24 protein-coding genes are annotated in these 18,790 nt (G+C 68.1%); 9 read left to right on the top strand and 15 right to left on the bottom strand.

Annotated features, from left to right (window positions below; genetic code table 11):
- Positions 1-69: 69 nt before the first annotated feature.
- The 4 genes from WA670_RS36455 to WA670_RS36440 all read right to left on the bottom strand — a co-directional run bounded on the left by WA670_RS36455 (position 70) and on the right by WA670_RS36440 (position 2,399).
- Positions 70-699, bottom strand: coding sequence for a MarC family protein (locus tag WA670_RS36455; RefSeq protein ID WP_009072963.1), 630 nt, complete (start codon positions 697-699; stop codon positions 70-72).
- A 1-nt stretch (position 700) separates the two neighbouring features.
- Entirely contained in the window at positions 701-1,564 is an 864-nt protein-coding gene (locus WA670_RS36450; RefSeq protein ID WP_199817818.1) for a PHP domain-containing protein, read from the bottom strand.
- A gap of 66 nt (positions 1,565-1,630) precedes the next feature.
- Positions 1,631-2,191 carry a PH domain-containing protein gene (locus WA670_RS36445; RefSeq protein ID WP_037353298.1) on the bottom strand — a complete coding sequence of 187 codons (561 nt, stop codon included), beginning with the start codon at positions 2,189-2,191 and terminating at the stop codon, positions 1,631-1,633.
- A 22-nt stretch (positions 2,192-2,213) separates the two neighbouring features.
- A complete protein-coding gene (locus WA670_RS36440) occupies positions 2,214-2,399 on the bottom strand; it encodes a hypothetical protein (RefSeq protein WP_037815868.1) in 186 nt (61 codons plus the stop codon).
- Between the two features lie 167 nt (positions 2,400-2,566).
- Between WA670_RS36440 and WA670_RS36435 the strand changes: the two genes are divergently transcribed.
- The gene (locus WA670_RS36435; protein WP_336160797.1) at positions 2,567-2,968 is read left to right on the top strand and encodes an NUDIX hydrolase; all 402 of its coding nucleotides are present in this window, start codon (positions 2,567-2,569) and stop codon (positions 2,966-2,968) included.
- Positions 2,969-3,270: 302 nt separating this feature from the next.
- Here the strand turns inward: WA670_RS36435 and WA670_RS36430 are convergent, their stop codons facing one another.
- The gene (locus tag WA670_RS36430) at positions 3,271-4,383 is read right to left on the bottom strand and encodes a DUF2332 domain-containing protein (RefSeq protein WP_442893158.1); all 1,113 of its coding nucleotides are present in this window, start codon (positions 4,381-4,383) and stop codon (positions 3,271-3,273) included.
- A gap of 30 nt (positions 4,384-4,413) precedes the next feature.
- Positions 4,414-4,917 carry a MaoC family dehydratase gene (locus WA670_RS36425; protein WP_037815874.1) on the bottom strand — a complete coding sequence of 168 codons (504 nt, stop codon included), beginning with the start codon at positions 4,915-4,917 and terminating at the stop codon, positions 4,414-4,416.
- A gap of 329 nt (positions 4,918-5,246) precedes the next feature.
- Here WA670_RS36425 and corA point away from each other — a divergent pair, with 329 nt between their 5' ends.
- The 4 genes from corA (at position 5,247) to WA670_RS36405 (ending at position 8,422) form a co-directional block, all read left to right on the top strand.
- Positions 5,247-6,335, top strand: a complete 1,089-nt coding sequence (gene corA / locus WA670_RS36420; RefSeq protein WP_037815877.1) for a magnesium/cobalt transporter CorA — start codon at positions 5,247-5,249, stop codon at positions 6,333-6,335.
- 195 nt (positions 6,336-6,530) lie between these two features.
- Complete coding sequence (locus WA670_RS36415; protein WP_043836938.1) at positions 6,531-7,184, top strand: metallophosphoesterase family protein; 654 nt, start codon at positions 6,531-6,533, stop codon at positions 7,182-7,184.
- Entirely contained in the window at positions 7,181-8,020 is an 840-nt protein-coding gene (locus WA670_RS36410) for a DUF4032 domain-containing protein (RefSeq protein WP_238608504.1), read from the top strand. Before WA670_RS36415 ends, WA670_RS36410 begins: the two co-directional genes overlap by 4 nt.
- A gap of 54 nt (positions 8,021-8,074) precedes the next feature.
- Positions 8,075-8,422 carry a ClpX C4-type zinc finger protein gene (locus tag WA670_RS36405; protein WP_037815884.1) on the top strand — a complete coding sequence of 116 codons (348 nt, stop codon included), beginning with the start codon at positions 8,075-8,077 and terminating at the stop codon, positions 8,420-8,422.
- A gap of 56 nt (positions 8,423-8,478) precedes the next feature.
- On the opposite strand, the gene WA670_RS36400 is transcribed toward WA670_RS36405, so the two are convergent.
- Together WA670_RS36400 and WA670_RS36395 are read right to left on the bottom strand one after the other, a co-directional pair.
- Positions 8,479-8,673 (bottom strand): PspC domain-containing protein, encoded by a 195-nt coding sequence (locus WA670_RS36400; protein ID WP_051172855.1) that lies wholly within the window; start codon positions 8,671-8,673, stop codon positions 8,479-8,481.
- A gap of 143 nt (positions 8,674-8,816) precedes the next feature.
- Positions 8,817-9,317: a DUF4265 domain-containing protein gene (locus WA670_RS36395; RefSeq protein ID WP_238608505.1), complete on the bottom strand. Its 501-nt coding sequence runs from the start codon at positions 9,315-9,317 to the stop codon at positions 8,817-8,819.
- A gap of 114 nt (positions 9,318-9,431) precedes the next feature.
- Here WA670_RS36395 and WA670_RS36390 point away from each other — a divergent pair, with 114 nt between their 5' ends.
- Entirely contained in the window at positions 9,432-10,340 is a 909-nt protein-coding gene (locus WA670_RS36390; RefSeq protein WP_238608506.1) for a hypothetical protein, read from the top strand.
- A gap of 54 nt (positions 10,341-10,394) precedes the next feature.
- Here the strand turns inward: WA670_RS36390 and WA670_RS36385 are convergent, their stop codons facing one another.
- The 6 genes from WA670_RS36385 to WA670_RS36360 all read right to left on the bottom strand — a co-directional run bounded on the left by WA670_RS36385 (position 10,395) and on the right by WA670_RS36360 (position 16,722).
- Positions 10,395-11,570: an ABC transporter ATP-binding protein gene (locus WA670_RS36385; protein ID WP_336160789.1), complete on the bottom strand. Its 1,176-nt coding sequence runs from the start codon at positions 11,568-11,570 to the stop codon at positions 10,395-10,397.
- Between the two features lie 3 nt (positions 11,571-11,573).
- The gene (locus WA670_RS36380) at positions 11,574-12,416 is read right to left on the bottom strand and encodes a carbohydrate ABC transporter permease (RefSeq protein ID WP_037815895.1); all 843 of its coding nucleotides are present in this window, start codon (positions 12,414-12,416) and stop codon (positions 11,574-11,576) included.
- Positions 12,416-13,363, bottom strand: a complete 948-nt coding sequence (locus WA670_RS36375) for a carbohydrate ABC transporter permease (protein ID WP_037815896.1) — start codon at positions 13,361-13,363, stop codon at positions 12,416-12,418. The genes WA670_RS36380 and WA670_RS36375 overlap by 1 nt, the downstream gene beginning before the upstream one ends.
- Positions 13,360-14,679, bottom strand: coding sequence for an ABC transporter substrate-binding protein (locus WA670_RS36370; RefSeq protein ID WP_275295315.1), 1,320 nt, complete (start codon positions 14,677-14,679; stop codon positions 13,360-13,362). The genes WA670_RS36375 and WA670_RS36370 overlap by 4 nt, the downstream gene beginning before the upstream one ends.
- Positions 14,680-14,927: 248 nt before the next feature.
- Complete coding sequence (locus WA670_RS36365; RefSeq protein WP_037815899.1) at positions 14,928-15,455, bottom strand: general stress protein; 528 nt, start codon at positions 15,453-15,455, stop codon at positions 14,928-14,930.
- A 76-nt stretch (positions 15,456-15,531) separates the two neighbouring features.
- Positions 15,532-16,722 (bottom strand): acyl-CoA dehydrogenase family protein, encoded by a 1,191-nt coding sequence (locus tag WA670_RS36360; RefSeq protein ID WP_134734418.1) that lies wholly within the window; start codon positions 16,720-16,722, stop codon positions 15,532-15,534.
- Positions 16,723-16,886: 164 nt separating this feature from the next.
- Between WA670_RS36360 and WA670_RS36355 the strand changes: the two genes are divergently transcribed.
- Genes WA670_RS36355 through WA670_RS36345 form a run of 3 tightly spaced genes read left to right on the top strand, consistent with a single transcriptional unit; the run spans position 16,887 to position 17,875 of the window.
- On the top strand, positions 16,887-17,222 hold the full coding sequence (locus WA670_RS36355) for a DUF4190 domain-containing protein (RefSeq protein ID WP_043832010.1): 336 nt from the start codon (positions 16,887-16,889) through the stop codon (positions 17,220-17,222).
- Between the two features lie 58 nt (positions 17,223-17,280).
- Complete coding sequence (locus WA670_RS36350) at positions 17,281-17,490, top strand: hypothetical protein (RefSeq protein ID WP_336160783.1); 210 nt, start codon at positions 17,281-17,283, stop codon at positions 17,488-17,490.
- Entirely contained in the window at positions 17,477-17,875 is a 399-nt protein-coding gene (locus tag WA670_RS36345) for a DUF4190 domain-containing protein (RefSeq protein ID WP_336160781.1), read from the top strand. The genes WA670_RS36350 and WA670_RS36345 overlap by 14 nt, the downstream gene beginning before the upstream one ends.
- On the opposite strand, the gene WA670_RS36340 is transcribed toward WA670_RS36345, so the two are convergent.
- Complete coding sequence (locus WA670_RS36340) at positions 17,860-18,735, bottom strand: slipin family protein (RefSeq protein ID WP_134668866.1); 876 nt, start codon at positions 18,733-18,735, stop codon at positions 17,860-17,862. The genes WA670_RS36345 and WA670_RS36340 overlap by 16 nt on opposite strands.
- Positions 18,736-18,790: the final 55 nt, after the last annotated feature.

Below are 18,790 nucleotides of genomic sequence, written 5' to 3'. Positions count from 1 at the left end.
GTTCTTTCACGCCGCCCCCTTCCATCGACGCCCACGCTACGCACCACCACCGACACTTTCCGGCGTGGGCTAGCCGCCCGCGATGAAGCCCTGCACGGAATTCGCGACCAGCTCGACGGCGATCGCGGCGAGCAGCAGGCCGGCGATCTTCGCCAGCAGCGTGATGCCGCTTTCCTTGATCAGCCGGATGACCACGCCGGAGAACCGCATGCAGGTGTACAGCACGAAATGCACGGTCACGATCGCGAGCGCCAGCGCGATGTACGCGCCGAGGTGTCCGTCAGCCTGCCGGACGAACACGATGGTCGCCGCGATCGCGCCCGGACCGGCCAGCAGGGGCGTGCCGAGCGGGACGAGGGCGACGTTGACGTCCTCGGCCGCCTCGGGCTCGTTGCTGCCCGCGTTGCTGGTGAGCAATTGCAGCGCGATCAGCAACAGCAGCAAGCCGCCCGCGCCCTGCAGTGCCGGGATGCCGATGCCCAGATACGCCAGGATCGCCTGCCCTGCCACCGCGAACAGCGAGATGACCAGCAGCGACACCAGCACCGCCTGCCGGGCCGCTTTCACCCGCGTCGCCATCGGCTTGCGGCCGACCAGGCTCAGGAACACCGGCACGGTGCCCGGCGGGTCCATGATCACGACGAGGGTGATCGTCGCGCTCATGAAAAGCTTCGCGTCGAAGAAATCCGAGACGGCCATCTCAGCCTTTCACCACTTGGAAGCCGGTCGCCCGCCCCACCAATTCCTCCAGCTGGTCCGGTTCGGTCGTTTCCTGGCCGAGCCCGATGGTCTTGTTCGTGCCGTGGTAATCGCTGGACCCGGTGCGGACCAGGCCCAGCTCGTCGGCCAGTTCCCGGGTGCGCACCCGGGTCGCCGGATCGTGGTTGGGATGGTTGACCTCGACGCCGGTCAGCCCGCGCGCCGCCAGGTCACGCAGGGTGTCCTCGCTGATCGTCGCGCCGCGGCTGAAGGCGAAGGGGTGCGCGATCACGGTAACCCCGCCTGCCGCGGTCACCATGTCGATCGCGTCCTCGACCGGGGTGTCGCGGCGCGCGACGTAATAGCCGCGACGGCTGTGCAGATAGTCGCTGAACGCCTCGTCGACGGAGCTGACCAGCCCGGCGCGGACGAGCGCCTGCGCGAGGTGCGGCCGCCCCGCGGGCGAGTCCGCCGGCAGCAGGCCCAGGATTTCGTCGGCGTCGACCGGGAGGCCGTCGGCGGCCATCCGCTCGGCCATCCGCCGCAACCGGGTGCGCCGTTCGATCCGCAGCCGCGTCTGTTCCGCGACGATCGCGGGCGCGGCCGGGTCGAAGAGGTACGCGAGCAGGTGCACGCTGATTTCGTAGCCGGTGTCCGGGTCGATCGAGACCGTCGACAGTTCCGCGCCCGGCACCAGCGTCAGGCCGGCGGGCAGGGCCTCGGCGGCCGGTTCCCAGCCCGCGGTGGTGTCGTGGTCGGTGATCGCGACGACGTCGAGACCGGCACGCGCGGCAGCGCCGACGAGCTCGGCAGGGCTGTCGGTACCGTCGGAGGCCGTGGAGTGGGCGTGCAGGTCGATGCGCATCGGACCCATTCTCGACGATGCGCTGCGTCACCTCGGCACCGGGACCAGGGCCGACGCGCCCCGAGGTCAGCCGACCGGCTTCTTGCCCCGCGCCGCGCGCTGCGCCTTGATCATCGAGAACCGTTCGGCCTGCTTCTGCTTGTCGCCGAACACGAGCTCGGAGATCGTGTCGTAGAACTCCTCGGGCCGCGGCAGGTAGTCGATCCGGTTCAGCGCCTGGATCTGGCCCGCCGATTCGACGACCATCGTGCCGTAGCCCAGCATCCGGCCCCAGGCCGAACGCTGGTAGGTGAGGTCGGTGACCTTGCTGATCGGCATCATCAGCACCTTGGTGGTGAAGACGCCGGTGGTCATCACGAACCGTTTGTCGGTGACGACCAGCCGTTCGACCCACCACTCGATGATCACGTAGGCGAACCGCAGCACCACCGCCAGCGCGACGTACCAGAGGATGTTCTGCACCACCCACAGCGAGGGCGGCAGCAGATACGACACCAGCACGCACACGATCAGCAGCGCGGCTGCCTCGAACGTGTCCCAGAGGAGCACCGCCCAGTGGCGGCGGATCCGGATGACCCGCCGCTCGGTGTCGAGAAGGTACTCGTCAGGGTCGCGTGGCGCGAACATGGTTCGAGGGTATCCCCTGTCGTCAGTGGAAGATGTTGCTGACGAACGTGATCACCGATTCGGCCGAGCTGCGGAGGAAGTCCACAATGTTGCTGACAAGACCAGCAGCATGGCCCGGCTGAGCGATCACGAAGAACAGCACCAACGCGATACCCACGAGTCCCGCAAGCTTCTTCGCGTTCACAGCGATCAATCCCGTCTCTTCCATGACACCCGGAAAACTGACTTTCTACGTTGTACCGCACTGACCACTCACGCGGGAGGAAAGTCCCGCGCATGGGTCAGCCAGGCGCTCGAAGTGTACCGTACGGCTACTCTCCGTGTACAGGTTCCCGAACGCTAGGGGGCGCGGCCGGGTTCGGCTACCTTCGTGGCATGGACGGCCTCGAGCGCTGCGTGGGCGGAATTGTGTTCGACGACCAGGGCAGACTCCTGCTCATCCGGCGCGCGAACGATCCGGGCAAAGGCCAGTGGTCGCTGCCCGGCGGCCGGGTGGAACCGGGCGAAACGGACCACGAAGCCGTGGTCCGGGAGCTCCGCGAGGAGACCGGGCTCGACGTGAGACCGCACACACTGACCGGCTCGGTCGTCCGCGGCAACTACGACATCCACGACTACGAATGCACGTGGACCGGCGGAATCCTCACCGCCGGCGACGACGCCACCGACGCGCGGTGGGTCAACTCGGCCGAACTGGTCAATCTGGACGAAGCGGGCCACCTGGTGGACCAGTTGCTCATAACGCTGCGTGACTGGAATGAGTGGCCCGCCGCGTAATCCGGAGCGGCTATTTCCGTATTGCCTCCGGCGGCGTCCGCGATTGCGAACGCATTGCGGAGTTGTCGGAAAGTTTCCCCATCGTTCAAGCATCCGCGATGAGCACGGAAAATGCGCGGAACGCGTATTCGATATCGCCGGACACGCATCAGTCCGGCGGCGCGGGCGCGTGCGGGACAGTGTGACTGATGGGGTGAATGTGACACACGTTACTCACGGCGCCCGAGCGATGCCGAGCGGCACCGAGCGACGTCGTGCGCGGCGATCACGGTTCCAGCCGCGGTCGCCGCGCACGAATCAGCTCACGGCAGCCAGGTCATCCGCTGCCCGTGCGGCGCCGTCCTGGCCAGCGCGCGGGCCTCGGGTTCCCCGCCGACCCAGCTCGTCAGCCCCAGCACCGCCATCGCGGGCTCGCCGGCGGCCGCGCCGTCCGAGGACAGGTCGTCCCGGCCGGGCATGACGGTCTCCAGCCCGGCTCGGTAGAACTCCTGGCTCACCCACCACACCGGCCGGGACGAGGACAACCGAGCCAGCTCGGCCACGAAATCCGCCCGCCGGTCCCCGAGGTACGCCAGCGCGTGACTCGTCAGCACCACCAGGGGCAGTTCCTCGGGCAGTCGCGCAGCCGCCGAGGCCAGGTCGTCCACCGCGTCCCCGGCGATCAGCTCCGGCGCGTGCTTCCGCTGTTCCGCGGCAGCCGTGCGCAGCAGCCGGATCCGGTCGACCTGGTCGGCCCAGACGCACGCCTCCAGCCACGCCAGTTCGTCCTCGTCCGAGAGGTCCACCGGTGCCCGGTCCAGGCCCGCTCGGGCCGCCACAGCGACCTTCTTCGGCAGCTTGGGCAGCTTCGCACCAGGCGCGACGTCGATCGCGCAGTGCAGCCCGACAGCGGCCTTCGCCGGACCCGCCGCGAGCTGTTCGCCGCCGTCGCACTGGTAGCGGTAGCCGAACCGGTCGAGCCCCAGCAGCAACCCCGCGCTGCAGCCGACCTCGAGCAGCGCGATCTTGCCGCCCGCTTCCTTCGCCGCCGCCGTGACCGCCGGGTACAGCAGCGCGGCGCGGCGCACCTCGTTCGTCTGCGTGTAGCGGGTCGAGATGATCTCGCGGGCCTGGTCCGCGCGTTCCAGCAGGAACGAGCGGAACAACGGCCACGTCTCGCTGTCGACGCCGTCGAAACCGCCGACCGACGGGTAGTACCGCGACAGCGGATGGATCGGATCCGCCTGCACCAGCCGGTGCGCGGCGGCGAACAGCAAGGTCCCGCGCGCTTCGCCGCCGCGAGCGTCGGTCAGCAGCGCGGCGACGTCGTCGTCCTCGGCCGCGTGCGTGGCGAGGTGGTCATACAGCGGCGAAACCCCGCGCGCCTCCACCTCGGCGAACTTGCGCAGCGTCTGCTTGATCTTCTCCAGGGCGATGGCCACCCGTGCTCCCCTTCGGCGGATCGATCACTCGTGCGGCGTCGGACGGCCGGGCTGCTCCCCGCCGCGGGTGTCGCCGTAGGACCGCTTCGGCACCATCACTTTGCGCCGGAAAATGCACACGATGGTGCCGTCCTGTTTGTACCCTCGCGTCTCGACGTACACCACTCCCCGGTCGTCCTTGGACTTCGACGGGGTCTTGTCGAGCACCTCGGTCTCGCCGTAGATCGTGTCGCCGTGGAACGTCGGCTTGACGTGCTTGAGCGATTCGACCTCGAGGTTCGCGATGGCCTTCCCGGACACGTCGGGCACCGACATGCCGAGCAGCAGCGAGTAGATGTAGTTGCCGACCACGACGTTCTTGCCGAAATCGGTCGTCTCGCCCGCGTAGTGCGCGTCCAGGTGCAGCGGGTGGTGGTTCATCGTGATCAGGCAGAACAGATGGTCGTCGTATTCGGTGACGGTCTTGCCGGGCCAGTGCTTGTAGACCGCGCCGACCTCGAACTCCTCGTAATACCGGCCGAATTGCACGCTTGCGCCTCCTGTCCGGGTAACACCTGCCGAACCAGGTGCGACACGTATCCGTGGTGAGGAGTACCCTCGACCATCGGTGATCGCGCGTCAACGCGACCCCTGCCACTTCGCACGCCCTGGCGTGTCCCGGCCGAAAGGAGGTGAGGAACCGCTCATGAGCAGTGGTGATAGTCCGCTCCCTAGTAGTACGTGCGTTCCCGCCTCGCCGGCCGGCCTTCTCCCTTCCTGGTAGCCCGCGTCCGGGAACTCACGGTGCCGCCGGACGGACCCCCGCAGTCCGCCTGGCCGTCGTCTTCGTGCTTCACGACGCCTGCCCAGGAGAACCCATGCCTGCCATTCCCTCGCTAGGCGGCCTTCGCGGCCGCGGCAACAACCGGGCCAAGGCCAATCTCGACCGGCCGATCCCGGTGCCGCTGTCGGCCTATGTCGTCGATTGCGCGGTGTATGTCGACGGCAAGCGGCTGCCCGGGCGCTGGACGCACGCCGAGGCGATCCGCGAGGTGCGCAAGCGCCACGCGGGTTTCGTCTGGATCGGCTTGCACGAGCCCGATTCCGACCAGATCCAGGGCATCGCGGACACCTTCGGCCTGCACGAACTGGCGGTCGAGGACGCGCTGGAGGCGCATCAGCGGCCGAAGCTGGAGCGCTACGACGACACGCTGTTCCTGGTGCTCAAGACAGTCCGCTACGTCGAGCACCAGTCGCCGACCACGGCGAACGAGATCGTGGAAACCGGCGAGCTGATGGTGTTCCTCGGCCGCGATTTCGTGATCACCGTCCGGCACGGGAACCACTCCGGGCTCGCCCGGCTGCGCCGCGACCTCGACGACGACCCGGAGCGGCTCGCCCTCGGCGCGGCGGCGGTCGTGCACGCCATCGCCGACCACGTGGTCGACCACTACCTGGAGGTCACCAGCCGGATCGAGGCGGACATCGACGAGATCGAGGCGCAGGTGTTCGCGCCGCGTTCGTCGGTGAGCGCCGAGCAGATCTACCTGATGAAGCGGGAAGTGCTCGAACTGCGGCGCGCGGTGGTCCCGCTCGCCACGCCGGTGTCGCGGCTCGCCGAGGGCTACACGCGGCTGGTGCCCGACGAGGTCCGCTCGTATTTCCGCGACGTCGCCGACCACCTCGCCACCGTGTCCGAACGCGTGGCGGCGTTCGACGAACTGCTCAGCACCCTGGTCGACGCGACCGTCGCGAAGATCTCGCTGCAGCAGAACACCGACATGCGCAAGATCACCGCGTGGGCGGCGATCATCACGGTGCCCACGATGGTCGCGGGCATCTACGGCATGAACTTCGACTACATGCCCGAACTGCACTGGCAGTTCGGCTATCCGATCGTGGTCACGATCATTCTCGCGATCTGTCTGCTGCTGTACCGAATATTCCGGAAGAACGGCTGGCTGTAGCCGCCCTCGCGGTCCCCTTTTCTTCCCCCGGTCGCAGGAGGTTTGTCTCGTCATGTCCCGGTTGCTGTCCAACCTCAAGTTCTGGGCTCTCGCCCTCTGCCTCGTCTGGATCGTCGGCATCGTCGCGATGATCGCGCTCAACCCCGGGTTCGCGCACGGCATGAAGTGACGCCGCGTGCGCCGTAACCTTGGCGCATGCCGAAAGCGCTGGTGGTGGCCGACGAGGCCGACGAGCGGCTGTGGACCTCCGCGGTCCGCTCGCTGCGGGTCGACCTCGTCGTCGCCGCCGGCGATCTGCCGTTCGCGTATCTCGAGTTCCTCGCCGGCATGCTCGACGTGCCGTGCGTGTTCGTCCCCGGCAATCACGATCCGGACCTGAGCGGCTTCACCCGCTACGGCGGACTGTCCATGAAGGACGGTTTCCCGACCGAATGGCCGGGCCCGGCAGGCGGGATCAACGCCGACGGCCGGATCGTCGACGTCGCCGGGCTCCGCATCGCCGGGCTCGGCGGTTCGATCCGCTACCGCGACGGCCCGAATCAATGGACGCAGCGGCAGCAGGCGCGCCGGGCCCGGCGGCTGGAGCGCCGGTTCCGCTGGCGGAAATGGCGCGACGGCAACGGAATCGACATCCTGCTGACGCATTCGCCGCCGCGGCATCTCGGCGACCGCGAAGACCCGCCGCACCAAGGTTTCACCTGTCTGCACCGAACGATCGACACCCTGCGGCCGCAGTGGCTGCTGCACGGACACATCCACCCGCACGGCGAACCGGTGCCCGATCGCGTGGCAGGCCGTACCCGGATCCGCAATGTGGTGGGCTATCAGGTGATGGAGTTCCCGCGATGACCCGACCGACCGGTTTCCCGCGTGCCGACGCCGAAAACGACTTCCTGCGCGCCCGCCGCAGGCAGGTGCTGTCGCGGCTTTCCACGTGGCTGCGCCGCGAACCCGACGACGTCAACATCATGCTGCCGTTCCACGAAGTGGTGCAGGCGCTCGGTTACGTCAGCGAGACGCGGATCGGGACGCGAGTGATCACTTTGGACTCGATCGTCGGCACCGTCGACCGGAGCCGCGATTTCGACCGCCGCTTCCGCCCGACGTCCGCCCGCGTCCGGCAACGCTGGGAACGGCTCGCACTGGCCGCCCGGCGCGGCGAAGCGATCCCGCCGATCGAGGTGTACCGGATCGGCGAGCTGCACTTCATCATCGACGGCCATCACCGGGTTTCGGTCGCGCTGGCGCAAGGACTGTCCACAATAGAAGCTTCGGTGACGGTCGTGCGCACCAAACTGGACCCGAGCGGCATCCGGTATCGCGGCGACCTGATCGTGAAGGACTACCGGCGGCTGTTCCTGGAACGAGTCCCGCTGTCCGGACACGCCCGCGCGTCGGTGCTGATGACGGATCCGTGGAACTACGCGCAACTCGGCGAGCACGTCGAAGCGTGGGGTTTCCGGCTCATGCAGGACGAAGGCCGGTTCACCGACCGCGCGACCGTCGCGCAACGCTGGTTCGACGAGGAATTCACGCCGGTGGTGGCGATGCTGCGGCAAGCGGATCTGATCGGCGACCGCACCGAGGCCGAGGCATACCTGTGGGTCGCGTGCGAGCGGTACCGGCTGATCCGGACGCATCGCTGGGACGAGGAGGTCATCGAGACGCTGCGCTCCCAGCGGTGACTTGTCAGGCCACCCCTGACGTGTCAGGATGATCCTGACACCAGGAGGTTGCTGATGACTTCGTACTGCTCGTTCTGCCTCAAACCGGCCGACGAGGTGGCCAAGCTGATCGCCGGCTCCGGCGTCTACATCTGCGACGGCTGCGTCGGATTGTGCGAACAGATCCTGGCCGGGAAACACGAGCCGGGAACGCCCGAGGTGACGCTGTGGGAGCGGAAGACGGACGAGGAGATCCTGGAGAGCATCCCGCGGATGGCGAAGGTCAGCGCGCAGACGGACGCGCGGATCCAGGAACAGGTGGACCTGCTGCGGAACCGCGGCGTGGCGTGGGCGCGGATCGGCGAGGCGCTCGGAGTGACACGGCAATCGGCCTGGGAGCGGTTTTCCGCCGAGCGGAAATGAGAAGGGCCCCCTCCCGTCTGGCGGCGGCAGGGGGCCGATCGAGCTCGATGGTCTGCTCAGTCGTTGGGGATGATGGCCCAGAGGATCAGGTACGCGACGAACTGCGGCCCCGGCAGCAGGCACGACAGCAGCGCGAGCACCCGGACCTTGCCCGGCGTGGTCCCGAAGCGGCGGGCGAGCCCGGCGCAGACGCCGCCGATCATGCGCCCCTCCCGCGGCCGGCTCAACCGGCGAGTGACAGGTGCGGTCATCGTCTTCCCCTCCCGTTTGGGTTCGTACCTCTATGTCACCACGTCCGGCGTCCGGGCACATCGCTCCGGGGGACGATCTGGACCCCTAAGGGGTTGGGGCGCGGCGGTGGGGAGAAGTCGGGGTCGGGGCGGGAACTCGCAGGTCAGGATCCGGCCGCGAGCCATGCGTCGCTGACGCAGCCCTCCTCGTAGGCCCACGAACCGTCCGCCCGGCCCTCCTGCAGCGCACGCTTCGCCTCGGCGAGGTTCGCTCCCGGCGGGACCGTGAACCCGACCATGCCGAATTGGCTGAACTGTTCGCCCTCGAAGCCGAACGGGGCGAAATGGTCGATCGCCCGGCCGAGGTCGCCGCCGAACGGGCCGTCCGCCCAGACGATCATCCGAATGGTGCAGTTCCCGGACCATTCCACCCGTTCGACCGGCCGGAGCACCCCCTCCTCGTCCCGCTCGACGCGGAAGACGTCGCCTTCGGCGGCGCCCCGGGCGAACCACGGAATGCTGGCCAGGCGGACGTGATCCGGTCCGAGCGGGACCGCCCACAGCCCTTCCCTGCTCACCGGCGGCCAGTCGTCGCCCTCGGAAGGGAGTTCGAACACCACCTTGACGTGGGTCGGCTGATCAAGGTCGGCGGATTGTTCAGGCACCGCCGTATCCCGCCACCCGTCCGAAACCGCCCGACCAGCGGTGATGACGCAGCGAAGTGTGGGATTTCCCGGCGAGGGCTGGATTTTTCGCCACTCACGGTGATACTGCACCCCGTGCGTAACCCACTCGGAGTCCTCGCAGTCGGCTGTTCGGTGCTGCTCGCCGCGACGGCCGGATGTGCCGCGGAGTCTGCCCCGACGACGGCGCCGACGCAGTCCACGCCGGTGCCCTTGACCGCGATCTCGGCGCTCGGGGACTTCGCCACGCTCGATTACTGCAGCCTGCTCGACCCGAAACGGCTCAAGAACAGCACTGCCGACACGCCAGATTCCTCGTTCACCGCTTGCCAGGCGGACTTCGTGCAGGCCGGGCGGCCCCGGACGGTCACCATCGGGCCGCTTGCCGCTGATCGCGATCCCAATGTGCAGGCGTACGCGTATCCGGGTCAGGTGCCGGACGGGGTTTCGGTGCAGCAGGCCGGGTTCGTGCCCCCGCGGACGTGCGGGCGGGCGGTCACGTTCGCCGACGGGGTTCGGCTTGCCGTCTCGATCACGGACAAGGACGACAGCGGCAGTGCGGAGGATCGGTGTACCGCGGCGGACGACGTGGTCGGCGGGGTGCTGGACGCGGTGACCGGCAACCGGGTACGGCATCCGCAGTTGCCGGACCGGTCGTGGGGACGGGTGGATTCCTGCGCGATCCTCAGCGCGTCCGGCGCGCAGGGCGCCGACGCGACGGCCGGGTTCGCCGGGCATTCCTGCATCCTCGACAAGGTGAGCCTGGAGTTCGCGGTGGTGCGGCAGGCTCCGGCAGGACCGTCGGAAACGCTCGGCAACCGGACCGCACGGGTGGCGGCCGACGGAGCGTTCTGCCGCGTCCGGACGGTGCAGCCCTCCCCGGCCACTCCGGGACGCGCGGAGCAGGCGACGGTGAGCGTGGTCGACACCAGCGGCGCAGGCGGGGAAGCTGCTTGCCCCGCCGCCCGCACCGCTGCTGCGACGATCTTTTCGCGGATCCCGTGAAGGGCTCCTTGACGGAATCTGATTCCCTCAAGGAGTCCTTCACGGACTGGCAACTCAGTCGGAGTAGGTGACGTTCCGGCCGTCGGACGGGTCGAAGAGCTTCACCTTGTCCGCGTCGAACCACATCTGCAGGTCCTGGTTCTCCGCGGCCGCCGATTCGGCCGACAGCCGGGCCACGATCAGCGATTCCGCGCCGGGGACGTCGGCCGAACCGCTGTCCGCGGCCAGTTCCGCCAGTTCGGCCGAGGTCGCGGCTTCGCCGTCCACGGTGAAGTGCGCGAACTTCTCCGAACCCATCGACTCCAGGACGTCCACGTGCGCGGTGAACGTCGCGCCCTCCCGGCCCGATTCGACCAGGGCGGCGTCCTCGAAGTGCTCCGGGCGGATGCCCATGATCACCTCGCGCGGGGCGTTCGCCGCCTCGGCCATCCGGCGGATCCGGTCGGTCAGCGGGGTCGTGCCCAGCGAACTGCGCAGCTCGCCGTTTTTCAGCGTCGCGGGGACGAAGTTCATCGACGGGGAGCCGATGAACCCGGCCACGAACAGGTTCGCCGGGTTGTCGTAGAGGAACTGCGGCGAACCGATCTGCTGCACATACCCGGCCCGCAGCACCACGACGCGGTCGCCGAGGGTCATCGCCTCGGTCTGGTCGTGCGTGACGTACAGCGTGGTCGTGCCGAGCTGCTTCTGGATCTTCGACACCGACGTCCGCATCTGGCCGCGCAGTTTCGCGTCCAGGTTGGACAGCGGTTCGTCCATCAGGAACGCCTTGGGGTTGCGGACGATCGCCCGGCCCATCGCCACCCGCTGCCGCTGCCCGCCGGACAGGTTGGCCGGTTTGCGGTCGAGATGCTGGGTCAGGTCGAGGATCTGCGCCGCTTCCTCCACTTTGGACCGGACGATCTTGTCGTCCACTTTGGCCAGCCGCAGCGGGAACGCCATGTTCTCCCGCACGCTCATGTGCGGGTACAGCGCGTACGACTGGAACACCATCGCGATGTCCCGGTCCTTCGGGGCCTTCTCGTTGACCCGCTTGCCGTCGATGCGCAGTTCGCCGGAGGAGATGTCCTCCAGCCCGGCGACCATGTTGAGCGTGGTCGACTTCCCGCAGCCGGACGGGCCGACGAGGATGATGAACTCGCCGTCGGCGATCGTGATGTCCACTTCGGACACCGCGAGCGCGCCGTCGGGGTAGCGCTTGGAAACCTTGTCGAGAACGATTTCAGCCATGGGTCAGCCCTTCACCGCACCGGACGTCAGCCCCGCCACGATGCGACGCTGGAAGAACAACACGAACAGGATGATCGGCACCGTGATGACGACCGCGGCCGCACACACCTGGCCGGTCGGGTCCTCGAACTGCGAGGACCCGGTGAAGAACGACAACGCCGCCGGCACCGTGCGCGACGACTCGGTGGACGTCAGCGAGATGGCGAACAGGAAGTCGTTCCAGCAGAGGATGAACACCAGGATCGCCGTGGTGAACACGCCCGGCGCGGCCAGCGGCGCGATCACCTTCCGGAACGCCTGCGCCGGCGTCGCGCCGTCCATTTTCGCCGCCTTTTCCAGTTCCCACGGGATTTCCCGGAAGAACGCGGACAGCGTGTAGATCGACAGCGGCAGCGCGAACGTGATGTAGGGCAGGATCAGCCCCGGCCAGGTGTCGAAAAGGCCGAGCCCGCGCTCGATGTTGAACAGCGGGGTGACGAGCGATACCTGCGGGAACATCGCGATCAGCAGGGAAAGCCCCACCAGCACCTGTTTCCCGGGGAAATCCAGCCGGGCGATCGCGTACGCGGCCATCGTGCCCAGCACCACCGCGATGACCGTGGAGATCACCGCGATGCCGATCGAGTTCACCAGCGCGTGCAGGAACTCCGTGGTCTGGAAGATGTCCGCGTAGTTCTTGAGCGTCCATTCCACCGGGATGAAATTGCCGTCGGTGAGCGTCGCCTTCGTCTTGAACGACAGCGAAAGCACCCACAGCACCGGGACGATCGCGAACACCAGCACCAGGATGTCGAGCAGGCCCCAGCCGACCTTGCGGCCGGTGGTGGCCGCACCTCCGATAGCCATCAGCGCTTCCCCCCGTCGTCCGTGCCGGGCGCGGCGGTGCCGAACACCTTGATGAAGAGGAACGCGATGATCGCCACCGTGATGAAGATCAGCACCGCCATCGTGGAGCCGATCCCGAGGTTGAGCCCCTTGACCAGGTTGTCGTAGGTCTGCATGGACACCGATCCGGTGTCCTGCGCGCCGCCGGTGAGCACGTAAATGTTGTCGAAAATGCGGAACGCGTCGAGCGTGCGGAACAGCAGCGCGACGAGAATCGCCGGTTTCATCACCGGCAGCATCACCTTGGTGAACCGCTGCCACGCGGTCGCGCCGTCCATCGCCGCGGCCTTCAGCAGGTCGTCGGGCACCAGCGCCAGCCCGGCCATCAGCAGCAGCGCCATGAACGGCGTCGTCTTCCACACCTCGGCGAGAATGATGATGAACAGCGACGGCCACTGGTCGGTGAGCGGTGCGACGCCCTCGCCCAGCGCGTTCGCCAGGTAGCCGGTTTTGGGCGTCCACGCGAAATACCACGAGAACGCGGCCACCACGGTGACGATGCCGTACGGGATCAGCGCGACGGTGCGCACCAGTCCGCGGCCGACGAGCGTGCGGTGCATGATCAGCGCGAGGCCCATGCCGAGCACGAACTCGATCGCCACCGACACGACGGTGAGGAACATCGTGGTGCCGAACGCGGTCCACCAGTAGGAATTCGTGAGCACCGCGGCGTAATTGTCGAAGCCGATGAACTCGTGCTTCGCCGGGAACCGCAGGTCATAGCGCTGCAGCGAAAGCCAGACCGAATAGACGATCGGGTATCCGGTCACCGCGATCATCACGAGGAACGCGGGCGCGCACAACCACAGCCCAAGCCGCCGTTCCGCCTTCTTGCCCTCGGAAAGCTCAGGCTTTCCCTTGCGGTGCGCCGCTTCTTTGGTGGCGGCGGCGGGATCCTGGACGGTCACGGGATCACTCCCTTCGACTGGAGCGCGTCATCGAGCTGTTCCCGCAGTTTCTGCGCGGTCGTCTGCGGATCGATCGCCGAGGGCGGGGAAAGGATTTTCGACATCACCGTGGACAGGTTCTGGTAGACCGGCGTGAGCGGCCGTACCGCGGCGGTCTTCAGCGCCGACAGAATGGAGTCGCGCATCGGGTACTTCTCGGCCATGTTCGGGTTGTCCGCCGACGCGGGCTTCGAAGGATCCAGCGGGGTGTCGTCGTGGTACACCGACTCGATCGTCGGCGGCACGCCGTCATTGATCGCGGACACCTTCTGGTTTTCCTTGCTGCGCAGGCACAACGCCGCTTCGTACGCCTCGGGCTTGTGCTGCGAGAAGGCGCTCACCGCCAGGTCGAACCCGCCGATCGTGCTCTTCGACGGAATGCCCGCCTTGGCCTGCGGATACACCGCCCACTTGAAGTGCGACAGGTCCTGCGGCTTTTCCTCGGCGTAGGAGGCGTAAACGAACGGCCAGTTGAGCTCGAACGCGGCGCCGCCGCCCTGGAACGTCCGCCGGACGTCGTCCTCCTTCTGGTTCGTCAGCGACGGGTCGGTGATGCCCGACGACGTGACCTTCTTCAGCAGCTCCAGCGCCTGCACCGCGCCCTCGTCCATCACGACGGATTTCCCGTCGTCGGACAGAATGTGCCCGCCGAGCGATTCGACCAGCGTGTTGTAGATGACGACCAGGCCCTCGTACTGCGCGCCGGTGAACACGACCGAATACGGTTTGTGCTCGCTCTTGAGCCGCTGCGACATCTGCATCATCTCGTCCCACGTCTTCGGCGGGGTCGGGGTGAGGCGGTCGTCGTACCAGAGCAACTGCACGTTGGTGTTCTTCGGCGCGGCGTAGAGCTTTCCTTGATACGTCGCGGTTTCCAGCGGCCCCTTGAGCACGCCCTCGGACGCGGCCGCCTTGTTCTGCCCGGTCCACTCGTCGACCCAGCCCGCCTCGGCGAACTCCGAAACCCAGGTGACGTCGAGGCCGAGCACGTCCATCGACGTGTCGCCCGCGGCGAGTCGGCGCGCCATCTGGATCCGCTGGTCGTCCGAGCCGCGCTGCAGCTTGTTGTAGACGATCCGGTACCGCCCGGCGGCGGTCTTGTTGCAGTTGTCGACGACCGTCTGGAAATGGTCCTCCGGGGAGTAGTAGACGTTGATCGTCGTCCCGGAAGCCGATCCGCAGCCCGCTATCAGGCCGCTGCCCGCCAAGCCCGCGGCGAGCAGCGCCGCCGCGCGGGCAGGTCCTCGTTTCTTTCCGCTGGGCCGTTTCTTCCCCATTCAAGCCTCCTCGCCATGTGCACACGGCACCGTCCGGCGCCGCCCCCAGACAGCACGCCGCGACGAGGCGGACCCGAGCCAGCACCCCGACGTGCCAGTTGCCGGCAGGCCGCGCTGGAGGACACGACCGGCCAACCGGTGTCGGTCAACCTATGCCCGGCGATCACCGGCCGCAAGCAGGGTCGGTAACGATTCAGCCAGGTGCGCGCGAACCATCGGAAGGACGGGTGAAAAAGTCCCGTGGGTAGTTATGCGGTGGCAGGCGGCGGACGCAACGCCAGCTTCGCCAGCAACTCCCGACCCTGCTCCGCACTGCGCGGCTGACACAGCACGTCATACCGGCCAGCCACAAGCTGACTCGCCGACGAGAAATCCCGACGCCCCCGCGACGTGCGGTAACCGATCGCGGAGAACGCCAGCCCGGACAGCACGCCCAGCACCAGCCCAGTCAGCAGTTGCAGCGTGAATCCGCCCTGGTTGACGAACATCCCCAGCAGCAGCCCGGCGAACAGGCCGAACCACGCGCCCGACATCGCGCCCGCGGCGAGCACGCGGCCCCACGACAGCCGTCCGATGACGCGTTCTACCAGCATCAGGTCGACGCCGACGATCGTCACGTCGGTGACCGCGAACTCGCTTTCGGCCAGGAAATCGACCGCCTGCTGCGCTTCGCCGTAGGTCGAGTACGACCCGATCGGCCAGCCGGTGGGCGGCGTCGGGAGCCGCGGCAGCCCGGCCGGGCTCTGGCCGCCACCAAAGGGACTGCTCACCATCATCACCTGCGCTCGTCCGGTCCGAGGGTTCCATCTTGTCAAGAACCGGCGGAGCGCGCGAACTCCGGCGAAGCGCGGGTCAGGCTTTGTAATCCCGCAGGAGGCCGCGGCTGATGATGGTTTTCTGGATTTCGCTGGTGCCCTCGCCGATCAGCAGGAACGGGGCCTCGCGCATCAGGCGCTCGATCTCGTATTCCTTCGAGTAGCCGTACCCGCCGTGGATCCGGAACGCTTCCTGGGTCACCTCGGCGCAGTACTCGCTGGCGATCAGCTTCGCCATCCCCGCCTCGACGTCGTTGCGGGCGCCGGAATCCTTCAACCGGGCCGCGTTCACCATCATCAAATGCGCGGCCTCGACCTTCGTCGCCATCTCCGCCAGCTTGAACGCGATCGCCTGGTGCTGCGCGATCGGCTTGCCGAACGTCGACCGCTGCTGCGCGTAGGCGATCGCCAGCTCGAACGACCGGATCGCGATCCCGCACGCCCGCGCCGCCACGTTCACCCGGCCGACCTCGACCCCGTCCATCATGTACGAGAAGCCCTTGCCCGGCGCCTCTCCCAGCACCTTGTCCGCGCCGATCGTGAAGCCGTCGAACACCGCTTCGGTGGTGTCGACGCCCTTGTAGCCCATCTTGTCGATCTTGCCCGGGATCGTCAGCCCCGGAAGCACCTCGCCGAACCCCGAGGGCTTCTCCACCAGGAACGTCGTCAGGTTCTGATGCGCCTTCTCCGCGCCCTCATCGGTCTTCACCAGCAGCGCGATCAGGTTGGAGGAGCCGCCGTTGGTCAGCCACATCTTCGCGCCGTCGATCACGTAGTCGTCGCCCTCGCGCTTAGCGCGGGTCTTGATCGCCGCCACGTCCGACCCCAGATCCGGCTCCGACATCGAGAAGCTGCCGCGGACCTCGCCGGTCGCCATCCGGGGCAGGAAATGCTGCTTCTGCTCCGGCGTCCCATGCTGCTTGATCATGTGCGCCACGATGAAGTGCGTGTTGATCACGCCGGACACGCTCATCCAGCCCCGCGCGATCTCCTCGACCACCAAGGCGTAGGTGAGCAGCGACTCGCCCAGGCCGCCGTACTCCTCCGGGATGGTGAGCCCGAACAGGCCCATCTCCTTCATGCCCTCGACGATCTCCGCCGGGTACTCGTCCGCGTGCTCCAGCGCCTGCGCGTGCGGGATGATCTCCTTGTCCACGAACGAGCGCACCGTGGACAGAATCTCCTGCTGTACATCGGTCAGGCCGGCGGTCCGGGCAAGACGGGCCATCACTGGGCTCCCTTCGGCGGCGACGCCGGCTCCCGGCGCTGGGTTACCGGGGAGTATGACTGGTTCGCGCCCGAGCGGCTATGAGGGTGCTCACGCCCAGCCCCGGTTTCCCCCGTTAAGGTGCGGATAAGGTGCTGATCCACCCGAAACCGCGAAGGATCCCGATGAGCGAGGGCAGCGACGAGCCTGCTGGCCGCGACAGCTACGAGCACCCGTCGTACGAGCACCAGCCCTATCCGCCGCGGGGTCCGGCGCCCGGCGCTGGGCTCGCGATCGGGTCCCTGATCTGCTCGATCGCCGGGTTCGTGGTGTGCGGGCCGATGGCCATCGCGGGGATCGTGATGGGGCACGTCGCGTTCTACCGGGCCCGGCGCGGCCGCGGCACCGGCGGCGCGCTGGCGGTCGCCGGGTTCGTGATCGGCTACGCCGCGCTGATCGTCTGGGGCATCGCCGTCCCGCTGGTCGTGCGCGCGCTGGTCCAGTCCGGCGTTTTCGGCTGATGCCGCCGCGAAACCCGGTAGCGTCGTCCTCCGAACCCGGCACCGTGAGGGAGCCCCGATGACCACCCCGTCCGACCGCGATCCGGTGCCGTACGAGCCGCCGCCGACCGCGGACCCCGCTCCCTACGAGCCACCGGCCACCGCCGATCCCACGCCGTACGAGGCTCCGGCGGACGCCGTGTCGTCCACCGCGGAGACCGACTCGCCCCGTCCCGCCGCCGGGCTGGACCGCACCCGATCCCGGACCGGTCGCGGTGCTGCCCGGTGAGCAGCCGGCTGCCGCCGCGGAACCGCCCGCGACGCCGTACCCCGTTGCGGCGCAACCGGATCCGTTCGCGCCGCCGCCCGCGTACCAGGGCTTCCCGGCTCCGCCTCCGTACGGCGGTGCCTACCGGCCGTACCCGAACACCAGCGACAGCGGGCTCGCGACCGGCGCGCTGGTGTGTTCCGTGCTCGGCCTGGTGACCTGCGTTCTCGCGATCCCCGGCATCGTGATGGGGCACGTCGCGCTGGCCAAGGCCAACCGCAACGAGGCAGGCGGCCGCACCATGGCGTTGTCGGCCGTCGTGGTCGGCTACGTCATGGCCGCGCTGTGGGGCAGTTTCTTCGTGACGCTGCTGGTCCTCGGCATGAACGGCTACCTCGACCGCTGATCCGGCACGTCGCTCGCCTCGCTCGCGGGCGGCGCGACCTGTCCGTTGCTGGCCGCTTCCGACGCCGACGGTGCTCGCGGCTCCGGCGGTTTCGCGGCCGGCGCCGCGGGGTCGGTCCGCGCGTCCAGGAACCGCAGCAACTCCACCGGGAACGGCAGCACCAGCGTCGAGTTCTTCTCCGCCGACACCTGCACCACGGTCTCCAGCAGCCGCAACTGCAGGGCCGCCGGGGTGTCCGCCATCGTCGCGGCGGCCTGGGCGAGCTTGTGCGACGCCTGCAGCTCGCCGTCCGCGGAGATCACCCGGGCGCGGCGTTCGCGTTCGGCCTCCGCCTGGCGCGACATCGAGCGTTTCATCGACTCCGGCAGCGCGACGTCCTTGATCTCGACCCGGTCGATGTGGATGCCCCAGTCGAGCGCCGGGCTGTCGATCATCAGCTCGAGGCCCTCGTTGAGCCGTTCGCGGTTCGACAGCAGGTCGTCCAGGTCGCTCTTGCCGATGATGGACCGCAGCGACGTCTGCGCGACCTGGCCGATCGCCGACCGGTAGTCCTGCACGTGGACCGCGGCCAGCACCGGGTCGATCACCTTGAAGTACACGACCGCGTCCACCCGGACGGTGACGTTGTCGCGGGTGATCCCGTCCTGCGCGGGCACCGGCAGCGTCACGACCTGCATGTTCACCTTCTGCATGCGGTCGGCTATCGGCAGCAGCAGCGCCAGCCCGGGATCCCGGACCTCCGGCCGCACCCGGCCGAACCGGAACACCAGCCCGCGTTCGTACTGTTTGACCACGCGCACCGCGGAGGCGAGCCACACCCCGCCCGCGACGACCACCGCGCTGACAATCTCGACGATCATGGCAGCTCCCGGGTTCGCCAAACCCCTATCCGTTCACTGTACGCGCGCGAAACAG

Origin of the sequence: Amycolatopsis sp. VC5-11, from assembly GCF_037034185.1 — a bacterium.
GTDB classification, from domain to species: domain Bacteria; phylum Actinomycetota; class Actinomycetes; order Mycobacteriales; family Pseudonocardiaceae; genus Amycolatopsis; species Amycolatopsis nivea.
Note: the sequence above shows the minus strand (reverse complement) of the source record. Positions and strands in the feature narration are given on the sequence as shown.

Coding starts and splice junctions, on each gene's coding strand:
- WA670_RS36355 (WP_043832010.1), top strand. CDS start 16,887: ATGAGCGAGGGCAGCGACGAGCCTGCTGGCCGCGACAGCTACGAGCAC.
- WA670_RS36410 (WP_238608504.1), top strand. CDS start 7,181: ATGACCCGACCGACCGGTTTCCCGCGTGCCGACGCCGAAAACGACTTC.
- WA670_RS36415 (WP_043836938.1), top strand. CDS start 6,531: ATGCCGAAAGCGCTGGTGGTGGCCGACGAGGCCGACGAGCGGCTGTGG.
- WA670_RS36400 (WP_051172855.1), bottom strand. CDS start 8,673: ATGACCGCACCTGTCACTCGCCGGTTGAGCCGGCCGCGGGAGGGGCGC.
- WA670_RS36350 (WP_336160783.1), top strand. CDS start 17,281: ATGACCACCCCGTCCGACCGCGATCCGGTGCCGTACGAGCCGCCGCCG.
- WA670_RS36340 (WP_134668866.1), bottom strand. CDS start 18,735: ATGATCGTCGAGATTGTCAGCGCGGTGGTCGTCGCGGGCGGGGTGTGG.
- WA670_RS36450 (WP_199817818.1), bottom strand. CDS start 1,564: ATGCGCATCGACCTGCACGCCCACTCCACGGCCTCCGACGGTACCGAC.
- corA (WP_037815877.1), top strand. CDS start 5,247: ATGCCTGCCATTCCCTCGCTAGGCGGCCTTCGCGGCCGCGGCAACAAC.
- WA670_RS36455 (WP_009072963.1), bottom strand. CDS start 699: ATGGCCGTCTCGGATTTCTTCGACGCGAAGCTTTTCATGAGCGCGACG.
- WA670_RS36380 (WP_037815895.1), bottom strand. CDS start 12,416: ATGGCTATCGGAGGTGCGGCCACCACCGGCCGCAAGGTCGGCTGGGGC.
- WA670_RS36445 (WP_037353298.1), bottom strand. CDS start 2,191: ATGTTCGCGCCACGCGACCCTGACGAGTACCTTCTCGACACCGAGCGG.
- WA670_RS36435 (WP_336160797.1), top strand. CDS start 2,567: ATGGACGGCCTCGAGCGCTGCGTGGGCGGAATTGTGTTCGACGACCAG.
- WA670_RS36405 (WP_037815884.1), top strand. CDS start 8,075: ATGACTTCGTACTGCTCGTTCTGCCTCAAACCGGCCGACGAGGTGGCC.
- WA670_RS36360 (WP_134734418.1), bottom strand. CDS start 16,722: ATGGCCCGTCTTGCCCGGACCGCCGGCCTGACCGATGTACAGCAGGAG.
- WA670_RS36385 (WP_336160789.1), bottom strand. CDS start 11,570: ATGGCTGAAATCGTTCTCGACAAGGTTTCCAAGCGCTACCCCGACGGC.
- WA670_RS36365 (WP_037815899.1), bottom strand. CDS start 15,455: ATGATGGTGAGCAGTCCCTTTGGTGGCGGCCAGAGCCCGGCCGGGCTG.
- WA670_RS36440 (WP_037815868.1), bottom strand. CDS start 2,399: ATGGAAGAGACGGGATTGATCGCTGTGAACGCGAAGAAGCTTGCGGGA.
- WA670_RS36370 (WP_275295315.1), bottom strand. CDS start 14,679: ATGGGGAAGAAACGGCCCAGCGGAAAGAAACGAGGACCTGCCCGCGCG.